Source organism: Elusimicrobiota bacterium (assembly GCA_016180815.1).
Lineage (GTDB): Bacteria > Elusimicrobiota > Elusimicrobia > JACQPE01 > JACQPE01 > JACPAN01.
Genome location: JACPAN010000006.1, coordinates 1 through 18,683 on the forward strand (window position 1 = coordinate 1; position 18,683 = coordinate 18,683).

Annotated in this window: 17 protein-coding genes; 16 read left to right on the forward strand and 1 reads right to left on the reverse strand. The window is 52.1% G+C overall.

The features are described from left to right. Window positions 1–54 precede the first annotated feature (54 nt). The 4 genes from HYT79_02475 to HYT79_02490 all read left to right on the forward strand — a co-directional run bounded on the left by HYT79_02475 (window position 55) and on the right by HYT79_02490 (window position 7,588). The gene (locus HYT79_02475) at window positions 55–501 is read left to right on the forward strand and encodes a hypothetical protein (protein ID MBI2069439.1); all 447 of its coding nucleotides are present in this window, start codon (window positions 55–57) and stop codon (window positions 499–501) included. Between the two features lie 202 nt (window positions 502–703). Beyond that, the gene (gene terL / locus HYT79_02480; GenBank protein ID MBI2069440.1) at window positions 704–2,092 is read left to right on the forward strand and encodes a phage terminase large subunit; all 1,389 of its coding nucleotides are present in this window, start codon (window positions 704–706) and stop codon (window positions 2,090–2,092) included. A gap of 129 nt (window positions 2,093–2,221) precedes the next feature. Continuing rightward, window positions 2,222–4,165 (forward strand): phage portal protein, encoded by a 1,944-nt coding sequence (locus HYT79_02485; protein ID MBI2069441.1) that lies wholly within the window; start codon window positions 2,222–2,224, stop codon window positions 4,163–4,165. Window positions 4,166–4,330: 165 nt separating this feature from the next. Beyond that, a complete protein-coding gene (locus HYT79_02490) occupies window positions 4,331–7,588 on the forward strand; it encodes a DNA adenine methylase (protein ID MBI2069442.1) in 3,258 nt (1,085 codons plus the stop codon). Window positions 7,589–7,627: 39 nt separating this feature from the next. Here HYT79_02490 and HYT79_02495 read toward each other — a convergent pair whose 3' ends face one another. Then, complete coding sequence (locus HYT79_02495; protein MBI2069443.1) at window positions 7,628–9,424, reverse strand: DUF262 domain-containing protein; 1,797 nt, start codon at window positions 9,422–9,424, stop codon at window positions 7,628–7,630. A gap of 112 nt (window positions 9,425–9,536) precedes the next feature. On the opposite strand from HYT79_02495, the gene HYT79_02500 reads away from it, so the two are divergent. The 12 genes from HYT79_02500 (at window position 9,537) to HYT79_02555 (ending at window position 18,640) form a co-directional block, all read left to right on the forward strand. Beyond that, window positions 9,537–9,722, forward strand: a complete 186-nt coding sequence (locus tag HYT79_02500; protein MBI2069444.1) for a DUF2292 domain-containing protein — start codon at window positions 9,537–9,539, stop codon at window positions 9,720–9,722. Between the two features lie 76 nt (window positions 9,723–9,798). Further along, a complete protein-coding gene (locus HYT79_02505) occupies window positions 9,799–10,806 on the forward strand; it encodes an HK97 family phage prohead protease (protein ID MBI2069445.1) in 1,008 nt (335 codons plus the stop codon). 20 nt (window positions 10,807–10,826) lie between these two features. Beyond that, window positions 10,827–11,729, forward strand: a complete 903-nt coding sequence (locus HYT79_02510; protein MBI2069446.1) for a phage major capsid protein — start codon at window positions 10,827–10,829, stop codon at window positions 11,727–11,729. 11 nt (window positions 11,730–11,740) lie between these two features. Continuing rightward, entirely contained in the window at window positions 11,741–12,019 is a 279-nt protein-coding gene (locus tag HYT79_02515) for a hypothetical protein (protein MBI2069447.1), read from the forward strand. Window positions 12,020–12,028: 9 nt separating this feature from the next. Next, on the forward strand, window positions 12,029–12,451 hold the full coding sequence (locus HYT79_02520) for a hypothetical protein (protein MBI2069448.1): 423 nt from the start codon (window positions 12,029–12,031) through the stop codon (window positions 12,449–12,451). 17 nt (window positions 12,452–12,468) lie between these two features. Continuing rightward, a complete protein-coding gene (locus HYT79_02525) occupies window positions 12,469–15,021 on the forward strand; it encodes a hypothetical protein (GenBank protein ID MBI2069449.1) in 2,553 nt (850 codons plus the stop codon). A 21-nt stretch (window positions 15,022–15,042) separates the two neighbouring features. Continuing rightward, window positions 15,043–16,365, forward strand: a complete 1,323-nt coding sequence (locus HYT79_02530) for a hypothetical protein (GenBank protein ID MBI2069450.1) — start codon at window positions 15,043–15,045, stop codon at window positions 16,363–16,365. 11 nt (window positions 16,366–16,376) lie between these two features. Then, a complete protein-coding gene (locus tag HYT79_02535; GenBank protein ID MBI2069451.1) occupies window positions 16,377–16,742 on the forward strand; it encodes a hypothetical protein in 366 nt (121 codons plus the stop codon). Beyond that, complete coding sequence (locus tag HYT79_02540) at window positions 16,742–17,341, forward strand: hypothetical protein (protein ID MBI2069452.1); 600 nt, start codon at window positions 16,742–16,744, stop codon at window positions 17,339–17,341. The genes HYT79_02535 and HYT79_02540 overlap by 1 nt, the downstream gene beginning before the upstream one ends. Beyond that, window positions 17,338–17,673 carry a hypothetical protein gene (locus tag HYT79_02545; GenBank protein MBI2069453.1) on the forward strand — a complete coding sequence of 112 codons (336 nt, stop codon included), beginning with the start codon at window positions 17,338–17,340 and terminating at the stop codon, window positions 17,671–17,673. Before HYT79_02540 ends, HYT79_02545 begins: the two co-directional genes overlap by 4 nt. After that, window positions 17,670–18,149, forward strand: coding sequence for an HK97 gp10 family phage protein (locus HYT79_02550; protein MBI2069454.1), 480 nt, complete (start codon window positions 17,670–17,672; stop codon window positions 18,147–18,149). Before HYT79_02545 ends, HYT79_02550 begins: the two co-directional genes overlap by 4 nt. Continuing rightward, a complete protein-coding gene (locus HYT79_02555) occupies window positions 18,149–18,640 on the forward strand; it encodes a hypothetical protein (protein MBI2069455.1) in 492 nt (163 codons plus the stop codon). The genes HYT79_02550 and HYT79_02555 overlap by 1 nt, the downstream gene beginning before the upstream one ends. Window positions 18,641–18,683: the final 43 nt, after the last annotated feature.

An 18,683-nucleotide genomic window follows, 5' to 3' on the forward strand; every position in this document is an offset into this window, starting at 1 on the left:
CCTTTCCGGGTCGCCAAAGACATGGGCGTTCCCAGGACCACGATTTTATATTGGATGGAAAAAAGCAAATTGGATTCCGTGGATGCTCTACCCGTCCAGCACAAGCCCCAGGAGCTGGTTGCAACGCCTAACTTCGATCCCGCTGAAATCATCAAGAAGAATATCTACGTCACCTACTGGAGGGCCTGCCTGAAGCATTTGACGATAGTAAATAGAAAACCTAAGTCAGAGGATGCGGAAAGGTCCTCGAGAATCCTTAAGAATTTGGAGTTTCGAGTGAGCGCGGTCTGGGCTCCCAAAACAGGTTCAAGCGCCATCTCCATCCCCTGCGCCGAGGAGGACAAGATCACTTTCCGCGAGTTTATCATCGAGCGAAAGCAGTCTGATGCGAGCGAGAGCAAAGAGGCAAAAAGCAGCCTGGCCGAGCCTAGCCCCGACACTCCAGAGCAGGGCGAAGCCGCCGGGAAGCCCGCCGATCAAAAGGCGGCGGAAGGGGCATAAATTATGGCGTTTAATGGCATTTTTCCTAGTCATAGTGTGTCATTACGTCATCATTATTTCCCCTCGGAGAATCACGCCCAAAACCATCAAAAATTTAGCGTAAAAATCCCAGGCCAAACCTGGCACACTCCCCCTTTGATTTTGTTTCGACACTTTTGGTCTTTATGGCCCAAATTTTTCATTCGACACTATTTAGGGCAACATGGATAAAAACCAAGCCGAAGAAGAAAACTTGACCATTAGCGACTCCGACCGCAGGCTCTGGGACCTCTTTGTTTTTGCCAAGCGCATCCTGAGCTATGACAAGATCACCAAGCTCCACATGGGTTGGTTCAAGGCGCTCTTGGACAGCCAGTTCCTGCTGCTCTTGGCCCCGCGCGGACACCTCAAGTCAACGGTAGCCACGACCTGTTATCCGTTATGGAGGCTGACCCAGGATCAGAACCTAAGGGTTTTGATAGTCAATGAAACCCTGGATCAGGCCAGAAAGTTTTTAGGGCAGATTAAAGACCACATTCTTTTCAATGAAATCTTCCGTGAGCGCTATGGGGCCTGGGACATGGCCGCCACTAAATGGACTGAGAACTCGGTGGTCATCCCCAGAACCAAAATCCTTAAGGAACCCAGTCTCGCCTGCGGAGGGGTGCTGGGCAACCTTGTTTCTCTCCATAACGATCTCATCATCCTGGACGATCCAGTATCGAACAACAACTCCCTGACGCCTCACATGAGGGATAAACTCCTGGGCTGGTTCACCAACGTCATCCTGCCCGCTCTTGAGCCGGACGGGCAATTGATCTTAGTTGGAACCCGCTGGCAAGCCCAGGACCTTTACGGCCATATCCTGGAGAGCCCTGGATTTTCTCACTGGGCCAAGATCGTCCAGTCCGCCGAATGGCGGGATGAAGAGGGGAGCCGCTGTCTTTTGTTTCCCGAGCGCTTTACCCCGGAGAAGCTCGATCAGCTCAAAGGCGCAATGGGGACCGCGAGTTACTACTGCCAAATGCTAAACGACGTATCCGGCCAGGAGGGATCGGATTTTAAGATCGAGTGGCTCCGCGCAGGCCGCTATGTGGAGAGGCCCAAAGACGCCAACATCTACATCGGCGTTGATTTAGCGGCTGGCAGCGACGAATCCCATTCCAAGTTCGCCTACGCCGTAATCGCCATCCCCAAAGGCGAGAAGGACGCCTACGTTCTGGACGCGCAAAAGATGTCCATTAAGTTTCCCGAGCAGGTAAAAACGATCAAGATGCTCCACCGCGTCCACAAGCCGACCATCATGGGAATCGAGGCCAACGCCTATCAGCAGTCCATGCTTCAGGTTTTACGGGTGGATGAGGAAACCGCCAGGCTCAATATCAAGGGCATCACTACCCAGGGAGACAAGCAAAGGCGCATACGGGGGCTGGCCGTTCTTTTTGAAAACGGGGCCATCCGGCTTCCCAATGATCTGACCGATCTTGAAACGGAGCTTTTGCATTTTCCCAAAGGCAATGATGATTTGCTTGACGCGCTTTGGCTCGCCTTGGAGGCTTTCCATGAGCAGAAGACAGAACCCAAGATATATTTTGTGGATGACTTGGCATGAGAGAAGAAACCGTTGGGTATAGCGAAAACACCGTTTATATTGCGTGCCTCGTTTGCGGCGCGCTTAACCCAGATAGCGAAACTAAATGTGAAAGCTGCGGGCACTGCTTGAGGTGCGAAGGATAATCTGATGGGACTGCGAGAAAAAATCATCAAGGCTCTTTTGGGAAGCGTGATCCAGGAGGAAATTAAAAAATCCTCCAAGCAGATCGTTTCCCATGTTCCCGGCATATCTCTTAGCGAAGGCGTCCTACCGGACATTGACTTTGAAATTTTCAATCAAATGTACGAGCAGACCTCCTGGGTGCGGGCCGTGGTAAGCGTCATCTGCAAGGCGGTGACTGCCAGGGGCTACGCGATTCTCCCAGCTAAGCCCAATGCTGATTCTAAAAATGCCGAGATTCTTCAGGAGTTTTTCGCCAACTGCAATCCCAACGACACGCTGGTGGAGATATTAGACGACCTGGCCCGCGACGTTTACGTCTTTGGCAACGCGTTCCTGGAGGTGGTCTATGGCCCCAATGGAAAGCCAAGAGAGATGTGGAGTCTGGATGCCACCAACATGCGGGTCAAGGCGGATGATCACGGCGCGATTATGGGATATCTCCAGATCCCCAGGTTTGCTACGTCAAGAAGCCAGTCGGGGAAGGTCGAGTTCGCGCCCAAAGAGGTGATTCACTTCAAGCTGGGAACCAAGGGGGCTACCCTTTACGGCCTTTCCCCGCTGGCTTCCCTCATCTTGCCCATCACAGTGGATAAATACGCCCAGGTCTATAACCGCGCTTTCTTTGTCAATGGAGCCAAGATCAGGGGAGCCATCATCATGAAAGACGCCACGCCTGAGCAGGTGGAAAGAAATCAGGAGTACATGAAAGCCCGAGCTCAAAACCCGGACCTGTCCCATTCCGATCTGGTGCTTGAAGGCGATATCGAGTTCAAACAAATCAGCACCAACCAAAAGGACATGGAGTTCTTGGAGCTGCGGGAATTTACCCGCAATGAAATCCTGGCCGTCTACGGCGTGCCTCCAGGCAAAGTCTCGATTATTGAGACCGGCAACATCGGAGCTGGCACCGGCGAGCATCAAACCCAAACTTTTTACGAGGAAACCATCCTGCCCTTCCAGATGCGGGTGGCTGAGAAAATCACCAAGCACGTCATCAGACAGGGATTTGGAATAACCGACTGGGCCTTCCAATTCAACAAGCGCTCAATTGATGAGAAGGATCAGGCTGAGATTTTCAACATCTACCTTCAAAACGGCGTGTTCAGCCCGGAAGAGGTGCGCCGTCTCGTGGCTCCCAGGATGCCGGAGATGCAGAAATCCCTAAACGATGATGGGGCTCATGAGATCGAGAAAGCAAAACTCAAGCCCAGCGAAACCATTGTCAACGCGACCAAGGATGTCGTGGCTATCGAGAATAGGTTCGCGGCTGCCCTTGAGAGGTTTTTCCGGGATACAAAAGCGGCCTTAGCGGCGCGGATTGGTCAGTTGCGGCCGCGATCTATATTGCCGAAGCTCAGTAGCATAAGCCTGCCGATCAAAGACGTGGATATCCCCTATCGGGACATGATCCTGCGGTCAGCGGATTTTCCAGAAGAAGCCAAGCAGCTGGATGAACTCGAAGTTTTGCTTGAGCTTATCGACAAGGGAAGGATTGCCAGGCTTCTGGAGAAGTTTTCTCTGGAGGCCGCGCAAAAAGGCCTTAAGCTTTCCGCGCGCAGAGCAAGTCTGGAGGACGTGGAAGAGCTGACCCAGGCTCTTGAGGAGAGCTTGAAAAACAACGCCGCTGCCCTGGCTGGCCATGTTTCCGAAGCTTTGAAGGCCGGCTTGAGACAGTCATTGATCGAAGGGATTGCGGCCAGCGACACTATTCCTCAGCTCATGCGCCGCATCGAAAGCCAGATGGACTCTGTGGCCACGGTCAGCGCTGGATGCCCAGGGCAATGTTTTAAGGGCCGGACACACACGTTCGATGGAGCGATCAACGGTTGCGGAGATTATCGCCCGCACAGAGGCCAACCGAGCCTTCAACGAAGGCAATCTCGACGCTTTGAGGCAAGCCGAGGTTGAACGTGTGAGGTGGCTTCTCGCCTCGGATGCCTGCCCTCAGTGCGTAGCCGCGGCCGAGATCATCGCTGGAAATAAGCTGGGCAAGGTGCTTTCAATTGACGACGCGTCGGGACAAATTCCAGTGCATCCAAATTGCCGCTGCACCTGGATAACGGAGGTGGAACAGTGAACGCGATAGAAACGTTAAAGATAAATTTAGCGGAACACGGGAATCTCTTCCAGGTTGACAGCCTGGATAAACTCTCCGACCAGGAGCTTTTATCAATGGATTTTATCCTGTACCGGGTATGGGAGTTCAAAAGAAAAGGGCACGGGGTCTTCTTGGATGGCGAAGACTGGGATTTTGAGGATATGGTCGCGTCTCACGCCCATGTCCGGCAAGAAATGAACAAGCGCGCCCTGCGGCATCTAATTCAGGATGAACTGGACGACCAGACCCAGCCTTTAATCCGTGAGGCCACGGAAAAACAGGAAGGGCGAACTGGAACAATCGTCCAGACCATCATCCTTGATAAGAAGGTCTTCTCCACCGAGGCTGAGGCAAAGCACTGGGCCGAGGATCACGGTTTCCGGACCGACAAGGTCGATGAGACAGAAAACTCCTTTCGTTTCAGGCAGAGTGATCCTGACGATTTCGACCCGGACGGCTTCGGCCAGGGGGAACGGTTCAGGACTATCCATCTCACCGATGGCGTCCAGGCCGTTATCGGTTTCCTGAATGAGAAATCGGCAGATGCGGTCGGGGAAGGCGTTGAGGATTTGGATGTGGCCTTCTTTAACCCTTTCCATGATGACCAGGGCCGTTTTTCTTCCGGCTCCGGCGGTGGTTCAGGCGGCAGCGCACATGGGGGCGCGAAGGGCGGCGAGGTTTCAGAATTAAGAATTGAGAGCGGCAAAATCAGCGGCAAGCCTAGGATCAATCCACGAGAGATCGCAAGCATAGTCAAAAAGCAAACGTCAGTAATTCCCAAAACATATCTCCAAGGCATAAAAAAAGTGGAAGCCTCGGATACTGAAATAGAAGTATTCAGGGAATTGGGGATGAAACGGGAAGCGGAGAGAATGAAAAATCGAGTTCTTGGAACCTACAATAAGAAAACCCGCGAGATATGGATGAACCCATTCGCCTCAGCCAAAGGGCATCTAGTTGCGAAAACCGTCACGCACGAGGTCGGTCACCATGTTTGGAACAGATTTTTGTCGCCAAGCCAACAGAATGCCTGGATAGGCGTTTCGCGCGCCAAAGAACGCAGGGTGACGAGATATGCGCGAACCAGCCCGCAAGAGCATTTTTCCGAATCGTTCGCTTTTTACTATAGCGGCAGATCCACCCGGCAGTTTTTGGCTGCCACAAATCCGTCGGCTTCAAAATTCTTTGAGAAACACGGAAAGCCGTTTATTAAATTCCTTGTGGATACTGAAATTTCTAAGAGTGAATTTACCTTGCCCGAGGAACTGGAAATTTTGGTCGTAGACGAAACGCTGCCAGGAAGACCTGATGCCATTGAGACCATCGCTCAAAATGCCGCTGATTTTATTGACGAGTTTATAGCTGATCTGGCTTGGCGCGGCGAGGCGATGATTGAGACTTCCGAGGAATTTGAGAGGCTAAAATCCGAATTATCGAAGCAATTAAAAAAAGCGCTGGGGGCGATCTCTGAGGAAAGTGCTAACTCTTCTGATCGATCATCAATTATTTTTGAAGATAAAACTGCTGATGATGTGGACAAAGGCGTTCGTCAAGCCTTCGGCTCCTACGGCGGAAAACGGTTCCTGGCTCACAGGATCGCCTCCTACATCCCGCACCACCGCACCTATGTTGAGCCTTTCGCGGGCGGTGCGGCCGTGCTCTACGCAAAGGACCCATCGCCCCAGGAGGTCTTAAACGACCGCGATCCAGAGATCGCCTTCATGCACCGCTTTATTCGGAATCACAGCGCGGAGGATCGGGCGGCGCTGGCCAGGCGCGATTGGGTGATCCGTAAGGAGACCCATGAACGCTTGAAGGAGATGAAGCCCGATAGCGACCGGGACCGCTTTTACAAGTCCTTCTATCTCACCCGATCCTCATACGGCAAACAGCGCGGCGGCTCATTTAACCCCGCCAACGCCGGGGTTCGCATCGACTTTCCGGCCAACATCGAACGGGCGCAGGCGCGGCTCAAGAACGTCGCGGTCAGCAACAAGGATTACCGCGAGATTTTGAAGGAGCATGACAGCCCAGAGACCTTTTTTTACATGGACCCGCCTTACCCCGGAAAGTTCAACCTTTTTGATTTTGGTTTCAAGGAGGAGGAATTCCTAAAGGCGGTCAAAGGGCTCAAGGCTCATTGGATTATTTCCTACCCGGTGGAAAACGCTGAAGTTTTCAAGGGTTTCAACGTCTATAGAGTCAAGCGCAGAAACCAGATGAAGGGTCCGGGCGGCAACCAGGAGTGGGTGACCGAACTCCTTGTCTCAAACTTCCCGCTTAAGCCTCTGCATCTTTACATTGAGAAAGAACTGGACCCAACGCCCGAGGGTCTGGAAGCCGAAGCGCCGGAACTGCTGCCGCAGATTGAGCAGGAACCAGAGTTGGAGAAGGTCCAGGCCGCGTTCAAAAGCCCTGGCGGCAAGTACAGGCTCTATAAGAAAATCATCGCCTTGATCCCGGAGCATAAAACCTTCGTTGAGGGCTTTTGTGGCGGGGCTCAGGTTTTTTTCCATAAAAAGAGATCGGAAACCGAGGTCATCAATGACGTGAACTCCGACCTCATATTCTCTTACCGCTTCATCAAGAACATGGCTCCGGAAGACTGGGAGTGGCTCAAAAAACAAAACTGGGTTATCTCAAGAGGCAGGGCGAGAAAAGTCTTTGAGATAAAGCCCAGAAACCCAAGGGAACGGTTCTACCGCTTCGCCTACCTCAACAAATCCACCTACTGGGGAAGGACGGACGTTTGGGAAGGCGTGCGGACCGGACCAAAAGGCGATGGCTATCACATTAAGCTCGTAGGTCGCCTTCCAGAAATTAAAGAAAGGCTCCAAGGAGTAAGGCTTCACTCCTTGGATTGGAAAGAAGCGATCAAGCAGTATGATTCAAAAGACACTTTCTTCTATCTTGACCCGCCTTATCCGCTTCACTGGCCCAAGGAAGGCGGCGGCCACGGGTCAAAGTTTTTCAAGGAAGAGGAAATGCTTCCAGTTCTTAAAAACATCAAAGGAAAATTCGTCTTGAGCTATGAGCTTGAAAAGGTGAGCATCTTCAAGGGCTTCAAGACCTACCGCGTCAAAACCTTATGGACCGGGATGCACCAGCTGGGCGTGCGCTCCAAGTATGAGCTGCTCGTTTCTAATTTTCCTCTTAAGCCAAACGATCTCTATGTCGAGAAATCCTTAGAGTCCATCAGGGTATTAACGTCAGGCGCGACGGTTGCTTTGTAATTTGGCTAAACAACGTTTTCTGGGGTCTTATTTTCTGACTCAGAGGGTTGAGAAGTATTTGCGAATGCGAGCTGCCATGAGCTGCCGTCGTTTAATGAGGAAGGCGGGATAGTCAGCCACGCCCATTTCATTGACACTATCCGGGATAGCGTGCATAGAAAAATTTTCTTTCAATTCGTCTGCATCTGCGATGTTGCCATATTTCTTCTTACCCCCGTTGCACTGCTCAAAAGCCTGCTTGAAATATACACTAGGCGGTTTGTCTCCGATGGCGATATTTATCTCGCTCTGTGCGACAGCGTAATTGGCGATCTGATTGTAGAGATTACGAGGAATACCTTCTTTCTTTAAGAAATTGCGGGGAACAACATGATGAACATCTGATTTCACCTCAATGAGTTCGCGGACCGTGATGTCACGAGAAAGGAAACCTTTGTCACCGAGTTTTACCTGCGCAGCCTGAAAGACGCGGAAGTATGGGCTGGTGGCCGCGGAGGTGTCCATCTCTTGCGGTAGGGTGACATTCCAGAAAGAATCGCTAAGTTCACCGGCGATTATTGAATCGTTATAGACTTCGATGCCCTGTGAATCAAGCTGGCGAATGTCATAGTCAATCTGCGATTCCGGCGAACCTGAGTAACGCCCGCGCAGCAGGGACATGACAAACCAGCGGCGAACACAGCGCTCGATGTTAGCTGGCGGATGCTTTTTTGCCCGAAGTGACAGATAGAGCATGTAGGCAAAATTTAGAGTAGTCTTGGAACTAAGTAGCGAGGCATCGACGAAACCTGCCGATCTGATGATGAGCAGAAAAGTTTTGAAGTCATGCTCGTTCATGAATCGCAAAACGGATGCCTTCAGACGTGTGAATGAGTCCTGGATGACAGCTTCTTCGTACTGTCTTGTCTCGAAATTACGGCCCGACAGAAGCGCGACAAGGTCTTGGAGCTTTCCGCGCCGGAATTCAGTGGTGAACGCGACTCGGAGCATGTCGGTATAGGCCGGATCGTAAATGTCGTCGTTCTCCTTCTTTAGCCATGACATCTGGCTAAAATATTCAGTCTTCGTAAAAGCGGGATCGTTTTTATCAATCTTGTCATAGAACTCTGGGGCAACGGCAAGATGGCAAAAGTAGTCAATCGCTTTGCGCAGCGCATTGCCGCCGTAGGTTTCATTCACGGCAATCTTGGACATGGCAAAGTCTGCCTGACTAAGCGGCGTTCCTTCGCTATTGACTCGAATGAAAATCTCAGTAACAGTCTCGATATCGAGGTCGTCGGCCAGATCAATCACCCCGACGTGATTGTTCACGATTTTACGAAGGCGTTCGATGGTGGAGAAGATGGCATCTGGGTCTACGCCAGGATTTGCTGACGCGTAATTTTTGGTGGCTTGTAAAAGTTTAACGCTTGGAGAGAAAAGGTCCGCAATATCGGCAATCCAGGCAACGTCTTTCTTTATCGCTGGGTTGGACACCTCAAAGCGTTCCTCGACTGGGTGGAAAGCTATGCGGATGCGAACCATCTCGTAATCCTTTGTGAGCACCTCTTCGCCCAACAGGGATGCCATAAGTGCGGTGATCCTCTGTTGGCCGTCAATCAGGATGCGTTTTCCAGAGGAGAGTGAGCCATCCTTCAGTTTCACGTTCGGATTACGCCACGCAATCAAATAGCCGACAGGATAACCACGATAAAGAGAGTCGAGGAGATCGCGTACTTGAGTGGCTTCCCATACAAAGGGGCGCTGAATTTCTGGTATGGCAATTTCTTTCGACTTGACCCAAGTTAGAAGTGTTTCAATAGAATGCGGCGTGACTGAGTAGCGTTGCGTGGACATAATCAGGAAACTCCTTTTAATATTAGCCCTAAATAAATGCGGGTTCAAGAACATAAAGCGTTTAAACGCTTTATGGACAACAGGGCCCAAGATGCGTTAAATATTAAACAGGATGACCCAGGTGGAGGAAGAGCGCGAACTTGATGCCAAAAAAGCCATGTGGAATTTGCTCGATCGGCTTATTGACAAGAAGGCCTATGGAACCATCGAAGCTTTTGTTCAAGAGGGTCAAGTCGTCAGAATCGAAAAAAAGGAATCCTTTTTACCAAAAGATTTTTGCCGCTTAACAGCGGAATAGCTTAAGCGCTATCGAAAAAATCGAGGCGTTATCAGCCTAAAAAGCTGGTAGCGCCTTTTTTGTTGAGCAAAGGAGTATGGAAACGAAAAACACGGCGGTTCTGGAGAAGGAAATTTCTTTTTCTTTTCCCCTGGATCTCGTCAAGCAGGTTGAAGAAAATGGCGAGTTCCATGTCGTAGGCTATGCCGCGACAACCGATTTCGATCTTCAGGGTGACGTCATCACCGAGGAGGCGCTTAAAGATTCGGCGGCTGACCTGCTTAAAAACTCCACCGTCCTTTTGAATCACGATTTGAAGCAGCCCATCGGCCGGGTTACCAAGGTTCAGTTCGACAAACGCGGCCTTTTGATCGATGCCCTCGTATCAAAGACTGAGCCGGAGATCATCCAGAAAATCAAAGAGGGCATCTTAAACAAGTTTTCCATTCGGGGTCAGGTGCTGGAGCGCGAGAGAAAGTTCATGCCGGAACTGGACCGCGTGGTCAACGTCATTAAGCGCATGTCGCTCGTTGAAGTTTCCCTCGTTTCCGTTCCCGCCAATCCCGAAGCCAGGGCCATCGGGTGGTACATGTCCAAGGCCCTGGAAGAATCCGATCAGAAAAGCGAAGGAGGTAATCCCATGCCAGGAGAAGAAGTTGTGGTAGAGGAGATTTCTAACAAGGAAGTGAGCACGCCTGCCGCGCCGCCAGTAAAGCCAGATGCGGTCGCGGTGAATAAACAAAACGAACCGCAGCCCAACGGATCCGTGCCAGCGGCCGCCAGCGCGGAACCCGTGAAACCGGAACCTGCCAAGCCGCCGGCTGTTGTAGCCCCGGCGGCCGCCCAGCCTGATAACAAAGGCTCTCTCTTGCCCCAAACGGTAACAGAGATCCAAAAGAGCCTGCACGCTGCGCTCAAAGAGGAATTAGGGCAGATGATTTCCGGGGAGGTTCAAAAGCAGGTTGAGGCAGCCTTGAAGAATTTTCCCACCTTGCGGAAGGGACTCATCCAACAGGAAACCGATCCGCAAGACGTTAAAAAGCAATTTGAAAGCCTGCCGCCGGACAAAAAACTCAGAACCGTTCTGGCGATGAATCAGGGCTGATAGGAAAAGGAGGCATTGAAATGACCGATCTAGAACAGCTCAAAAAAGCATTAGACATGGCCAGCGCAGGCGGAGCCCTGCAGCAGCCCTTGGTTGACCGGGTTCTTCAGGAACTCATCGAGGTCAACAACCCCCTGCGGGTTAATCTACCCAGGAAGCCAGGCTCCGGATCCGCGTGGATATTAAACCAAAGGACTTCCCGGGGCGCGGGAGCCGCCTTTGTCAATGACACGGAAGAACCTGTTGAAGCCAAGGGCGACTACGCGCAAAAATCCTTCCCCTATCAGACTATCGTGGACCGCAGGAAGGTGACCCGCAAACTTCAAGCGGTGGGCAAGTCCCTTCTGGACATTGAAGCCGAGGAAGTGGAAAACGGCCTTCAGAATGTGAGAGACGCCGAGGAAAACGCCTTGATCAATGGGGACTCGACCGTCAATCCCAAGCAGTTTAACGGTTTGAGGAAACTGACTCCATCGGGCCAATCGGTTGTGGCCGGAGTCAATGGAGCTGCGCTCACTCTTGATCTGCTGGACGCCGCGCTTGATCTTAACCGGGGAACTCCCAACATGATCGTCATGAGCAAAAAGGCGAACCGCAAGTTAAACGCGCTTCTGCAGGCTCAACAACGCTTTGTGGACACGATGGAAGTCAAAGGCGGGTTTAGGGTGCAGGTCTACAACGGCATCCCCATCTTCAGGTCCATCTGGATATCGGACGCGCAGACACAGGGGACGGCAAACAACGCGACTGACATTTTCATCCTGGATACCAGTGCGGTCTGGGTTGGCGAGCTGACTCCTCTTAAGATGCTCCGCTTGTCTCAGAAATCCTCTCAAGGCAGCGAGTTTGATCTCTATGAGGACATCGCGCTTGTTTTCGCTAACGATATCAAGGTTTCAAGACTGGCTGGCGTATTGGTGTAAGGAGGCATAAGGTGTTCCGTTTAAGGAAAACCGAGCCGCCCTTCGGCACAGAGCAAGACCCTCTGTGGGAGCACGCCTACGCCGAGCAGGTTAAGGTTGTGGACGGAATCTGCGAAGTTCAGGACCCAGCGAGCAGGGATTATCTTCTCAAGATGGGTTACAGCGAAGCAGTCCCTGCCGAAGGCGGGGGCGAGGAGATCAAAGAAGAACCTGTCGCCGTAGCAGCCAGCGAGGAACAAAAGCCGAAACCGAATCCCAAGTCAAAATCTAAGAGCAAGGCCAGGAGATGAAAAGCTGATATGCCAACTTTCCCTTTGCCTCCCGTTCCCAATTTCCGCGTAACAAGCGGCGAGCCGGGATTGGTTCGTCTTAACTGGGCGGACTATCCGATTGAAACCAAGCAGGGCCACAAGATCATCGGATTCCGTGTTTACCGGTCGGACAACAAAAACGAACTGGGAAAAAGAATCGCAGATGAGTCCATGCTAGGGCCAGGCATTTTCCAATTTGATGACACTGATCCTCAGGCAGGGCCGGATCGCCACTATCTCGTTGTGGCTGTTGAGGAAGCAGGTTTTGGGCGTGTGCCTTATGGAGAGAGCCAGTTTGGGCAGCCTGATACCAACGGGTTTAGCCTTTTGCCCTATAACAGCAGGCCTTTCGGATCGCCGCTCAGAGGATGGGGCGAGGCTCCTTATGGAGTTGAGGCGTATGGCTTTTGATTTTAAGGAAAAAATAAATGGCTGAGACATTTACAGACAAAATCAAGCTCTCCAAGCGCGACACAGGCGACTTGAACTGGGGCGCAGGAGAGAACGCCAACAAGGATTTAATCGACAAGCATCTGCAGCTTTCCGTTTTAAGGCCTCCACGCATTCTTTTGGCGAGCCTTGGTTCTGGTGCTGTTGGCGCAAATCTTTCAGGCAGCACAACTTATTTTTATAAGGTCACGGCTTTCAATGCGGCGGGGGAGACAACGGAGAACCAAATTCCCTCGGTTGTCGAGGCGCAGGTCACTGAGCCGTCAACTCCCGTCCCAGTCATTCTCCAATGGGAAACGGTCAAAGGGGCTTCGGGCTACAGGATTTATAAATCAACAATCACTGGACAAGAAAAGTTTTTAGCCGAGGCGACCGGAGAATCCACCTTAACTTATACCGACACCGGCAACACGGCGACCAATGGCGCGATTTCCGTGCCCACGTTAAATACGGCAAGAGCGTCTGTTTCCAAAATCGTGGCGGGAACCAACGTCACGATCAACCCACCCGATGGCACGGGGGACGTGACCATCAATGCCCAGCCCGGGGCCGCGGGCGTGACTTCTTTAAGAAAAGAAGGAGAAGCATTGGGTCTAACCGGCGACGTCAAGCTGGCTCCTGGCGCAGGCGTGGGAGTAGTCCAAGATGGCGTTAATAACAAAATAACGATTGACAACGCAGGGGTTACCGGCCTTAAAAAACAAGGCGAGGCATCTTCGATTGCAGGGGACGTTGCTTTGGAGCAGGGAGCAGGCGTCAGCCTGACCCAGGACGCGCCAAACAAAAAAATAACGGTGGCTAATGCCGGAGTCACCGGCGTAAGAAAATTTGGTGAAGCCTCGCCTTTGACCAGCGATGTCAAGCTTGAGGCGGGGGCCAACGTGACGCTGACGCAGGACGGGGCGCAGAATAAAATCACCATCGCCGCCGTTGCCGGAGGAGGCGGCTATGTAAAAGTGGTGGTTGCCGCTCCTTCAGGCGTTGCCGCAACAGACCAATCCAATATCCAAGCGGCTTTGGATTCCATTGGAACCGATGGCGGCATTGTTCTTTTGCGGGAAGGCATCTATCAGGCGACCGGTTCTTTTACAGTCAAGCCTAAAACCAGAATCCAGGGCCAGGGAATGGAGATGACCACGATTAAGGCTCCCAACCTGGGCATCAACGCGAAACTATTCCAAAGCTCAACCTTCCCCGATCCCTCGCAGTCCATTGAATTTGTTGATCTTGGATTTGACTGGTCCCTTGTCCAGGGAGAGGACACAGCCTTGCTTTCCGGCACAGGCGGCGGCACCAACACCATTGACCACGTCAAAATCCTGCGTTGCAAATTCAAGGGTCATTCCTTCCTTTTGAGAATGCACATGACTAATCTGGGCAATGGCTCAGCCTACGGCTGGGAGATAGCCCACTGCGTGTTTGACGGCAATCAAAGAACCGAGTTTAACCTTTTGGGTCCTTCCAGCGTGGGCATGGTCTACAAAACCAATATCCACCACAACACATTCAAGAATTCAGCCACGCAGGGAAACTTCGTGAGGATCAGGACGCAGGACACGGTTTTTGCGGCCAACATCATCCACTCTCAAGCTCCCAGCGCCATCATCGTGGAACGTAGCGATTCAATGGCCTCATCGCTCGATTCCATCATCAACTCAAATCTGATTTTCACGGGCTCAGGGCAAAACGCTCTTTATATCAGAAGCGCCAACGGTTCCTTTGTGGGAAACAGGTTGATCGGCGGCGGGAAAATCCTGATGGATTCTTTTGCCAATGGAAATTTTCTGGAAGCCAATGGAGGCGACATTGAGCTGTCCACCGGTGCCCTCAACAACAGCGTCATCGGCAATAAGGGGACTCTGACGGATAACTCAGGAGCTTCCAACACCATTGTTTCCACCTTTGTCTCAGGGGTCAGGAAACTTGGGGAAGCGTCTCCTTTGTTGGGGGACGTCAAGATTGAGGCAGGCTCCAATATCACCTTAACCCAAGTCGCGGCCTCCAACAAGATCACGATTGCCGCAGCCGGAGGCGGCGGCATGGTCAAGATCGACGAGCAGTTCTTGACTCATTTGGCTACCTCGTTTAATCCCACAAGTATTGACGCGGACAATGACCGGGCCTGGCTCATCCTTCTGCGCTTTGGAGTTCCAGGCACAGCGGCGGGCGTGGCCCGCTTGATCTTTAATAACGACACCAATTTCGCCAATTATAGGCGCTCGGGAACGGTTTTAGAGAACGATGTCCATAATGTCCGGGGCATCGCCAATGACCCGGAGGTTTTCCCCTACACGAGTTATGCCTATGGCATGGCCAGGATCTGGGTCATGAACACCAAGCCCTCGACGGTTTTCGCAAATATTCGCGGCATCTCGGAGTTTTCCATGTATGACGGGGTGAACTCAGCGCACAAAGTCGGCCAGTACATGTATACGCAGCTGGCCAATTTAAGCGGGGTTGTTTCCATGCAGCTTCAGTTCACCTCAGGCTTGGCCGGAAGCTCGCACCTTCTGGTCTACAAGGTGACGTGATGAGAATAGGAGGTAATTTCGATGGCAATTCTTGAATCCCAATTATCGCAACAGGTAACAGGAAATCTAGCGGCAGACATCCTGGCCCCTGAGCCGGCTGTCCTGGGTCTGATCCAGGCCATCCAGCTTTTAGATGTCCCCAAAGGCAAAACAAGGATCACCCTCAACTGGACAGCTCCGACCAAGAATGAGGGCATCGGTGGGGAGCTTTTAAGAAATCCTGATAACACGGCAAGCCTGGCTCAAGGAACAGCAGGCGCAACTCATGAAACCCAATTTGACCCCATCGTTTCCGGTAGCGCGGTGGTTTACGAAAGAACCGCGGCCTCGGCCAGCCAAACCACGCTTGCGGCAAGCGCTGCTCATGGTCAGCGGATCATCAACGCGGCGACTCCCGTCCCGGCAGATATCGTGGCTGATGCCTTTATCGTGATTGAGGATGGCGCGAGCTTGAAAGAAGAGTATGTCCAGGTCAAATCAGTCAATACGGCTACCGGAGAGATCGTCTTAAACTACGGGCTTTTCTTTACCCATGCTTCAGGCGCTTCTATTAAAGCCGCGACCCTGGCCGCTAAAACAACAGGGACTCATTACAATCTGGATTTAGCGACCGGAGTCTTGACCGAGCTTGCCGGAGGATTTGCCGCGGGAAACAAGATCGTGACCCGATACCAGACGACCCTGCAGGACTTGACCAAATACACCCTTTACCGGGTTCCTGGCAACGCCCCTGTTTCCATTCCCACTAAAGCCAATGTTCTGGCTGCCAGTGGAGTGGTTACGGTGGATGCCAACATCCTGGCGACAGCGACATCGGCCCAGGACACCTTGGCCGATTCCGACAATGGCAAGGACTTTGCCTACTACCTATTCGCTGAAGACGATCAGGGCAATCCCTCTAATCTCTCAAGCGAGGTGATGACCTCCAACCTGCATCTTGTCTTTGTGGAGTTAATCGGGACCATTCCCCAGAACCTGGCAACGGAAATCTCCTCAAACAGAGTGCTTGTCTCCTGGGACGCGGTGGCTGACTCCAACGCCAATGGCTACAACATCTACCGATCGGATGGGCCAAGCTTTAATCCAGCGACAGCGGTCAAGCTCAATACCGCCTTAATTCCCAAGGGCACAGGACGGGTGAGCTTTGACGATTCGGTCAACAACACCTCAAACAGGGTCCCTTCGGCCACGGCTCCCTTTCCTCAAGACGGCCAGACCTTCTCCTACAAGGTGGAGACGGAAGATACGGTCACCTTCTGGTCCGATGGGACATCCAATGTGCCGACTCTGGATACCTCAGCATCAAAGACCGCTGGGGCAGGAGACGGGTCGGGAGGAAGATAGGGTGATGGTCCGTGAACATGATGGGCAACGACTATGAGCTTCCAGTTGTTCAAAAAAACCTGGACAATAAAGTTCCTACAGCCCATGTATTTGTTGAGAGTTCCCCAAGGCCCTTAACACCGGTCCAGGCCAAGCGGGCAAGATTCGTCTTAAATCTCAAAAATAATTATCAGAGGCTCAAAGAGACTCTGGCTTTCTTTGAGCATTTCGCCCGGGTCTGCGAGCTGTCTCCCCACGGGATCGAAGCCATCAAGAAGGCTAACGAGGATGCGCTTCAAGAGCTTTCCCAGAAATTTGAGGCCAAGATCAAAGCCTATGACCAGAGGATCAGTCTAGCCGGCAGTCCTCACAGCAGTGAGAGTAGGGGAGGCCCCTGATGGCGAGGCTTGTCTCTTTTCTTTCCGAGTTCACCACCTCGGTCATTCCATTCTCCACCAGATACACCAGCGCCTTCATGGTCAGCGAGATCACTGGGGGAGAAATCCTTGCCGAGGAGATCGAGCTTGACTGGATCTCCTGGGCAGCGGACGAGATCGCCAGAAAGACAGGCCAAAGATTCCACGTTGTTCCTTTTGAGGACGTTCTAGACGGCAATGGCTTAGATATCGTCTTCACCCTTAACTTTCCCTTGATCCAGGTCGCCAAGGTGGAGATGGATAGCCAGATCCTCTCTCCTTTAAGCTACGCAGTCAATTTAAGAACTGGAAGCGTGAGGCTGCGCCAGGGGATATTTAATCCTGGGATTAGAAACGTGGTTGTCACCGGCACCTACGGATACCAGAACGTTCCTCCATTAATCCAAAAGGTCGCAACTCTTCTGGTGGCCAAGACAGCGCTTTCCGCCAAGAATGGGCCTCTCATTGACAATGAGTCCATCGGAGATTTTTCCCAAACAAGGACTTTCAAAAAGCTCAACGACGAGCTAGACCGCGCTTGGGAGGCCTTGGGCAGACGCTTTCCCATTGACTTTATATGAGCCGCAAGATTTCCGAACGTCTGCTTACCGAGAGAGTCACCATTAAAAGGCCCGTCCAAAGCCTCGTGCCTTCCACAAGAAGGCCGGTGTTCCAGTTTCAAACCATAGCCACGGCGGTGAAGGCCAGATTAAATCCCGCAAGCACAGCCCTTAATAGAAATGTTCTGGGTCAAATTCCCAAACGCGCATTCAAGCTGTTTCTTAACCCTGTTGATCTCAAGGAAAACGACGAGGTTATCCGGGAATCTGACGGCGAGGTTTTTGTGGTGACCGAGGTTAAAAATTTATTCGGCCATCATATCGAAGCGTCCATTGAGGAAAAGAAAAAGTGATCACCATAACCGTCAAGGGAAAAGATGAAACGCTCAAACTCCTTGAGCGGTTGCCTCAAAGGCTGGTCCTTGCCCTGGTCAAGGGCATGAGGGATTCGGCGATTCTAGTTCAGAGCCTGGCTAAAACTAACGCGCCGGTGTTTAGAGGGCTCCTGCGGGTTTCAATCCTTCAAGGCGTTTCTCTGGAGGACAATCGCATCGTGGGTCATGTCGGCTCAGCCCTGACGTATGCGCCGGTGGTTGAGTTCGGCAGGACCACGGGCTGGTTCCCTAATGTTTCAGAACTTAAAGTCTGGGCCAGGAGAAAGTTGGGTGATGAGCGCAAGGCATTTGTTATTGGCCGCGCCATCAAGACGAGGGGATTTAGAAAGCAGCCCTATCTTTTACCTGCCTTGGAAACCTCAAGACCCAGGGTTGAGATTATTTTTCAGTCTCGCTTGGCCGAGGCGATCCAGGCAGAGGGAGGAGAGGCTTAATGCCGACTCCAAGGCTTCATGAAACCCTGATCGCGGAAAGGGTGGTTGAACTCATTGACCAGAATCTTTCCAGCCCCATGGGGCTTAAGGTTGTGACCATCGGGGCTCTGGAATTTTTCCCTGCGCTTGGCGACTTAGCGGAAAACGTCCCAGCGGTGTTTATTAAGCCCTCGCCCTCCACCACGCTCGAGCGAATCACCACGGGCCAGACCTACAGGATCGTCTACAACTTCAGGATCGTGTTCGTGAAGATGTTCGGACCCAACGAGGAGATCGTCAAATCCAAAACCATCGAAACTCAAAAGATCGCGGAGCTTTTAATTGACAACGTGAACTTGGGCGGCTTGGCCTTGCCCAACGGACAGATTTTGTTCTCAAGCCTAAAAACAATCGAGTGGGAGCCGCCCGAGGACAATCTTGTGGCCCAGATCAACGCGGACATGATAGCGGCGGCTCTGGTATTCGCTGTGGAAGCCACAAGCAGAAAATGAAAAGGAGGATGCGAAGATGCCATTTGCCATAGAACACGCAAAG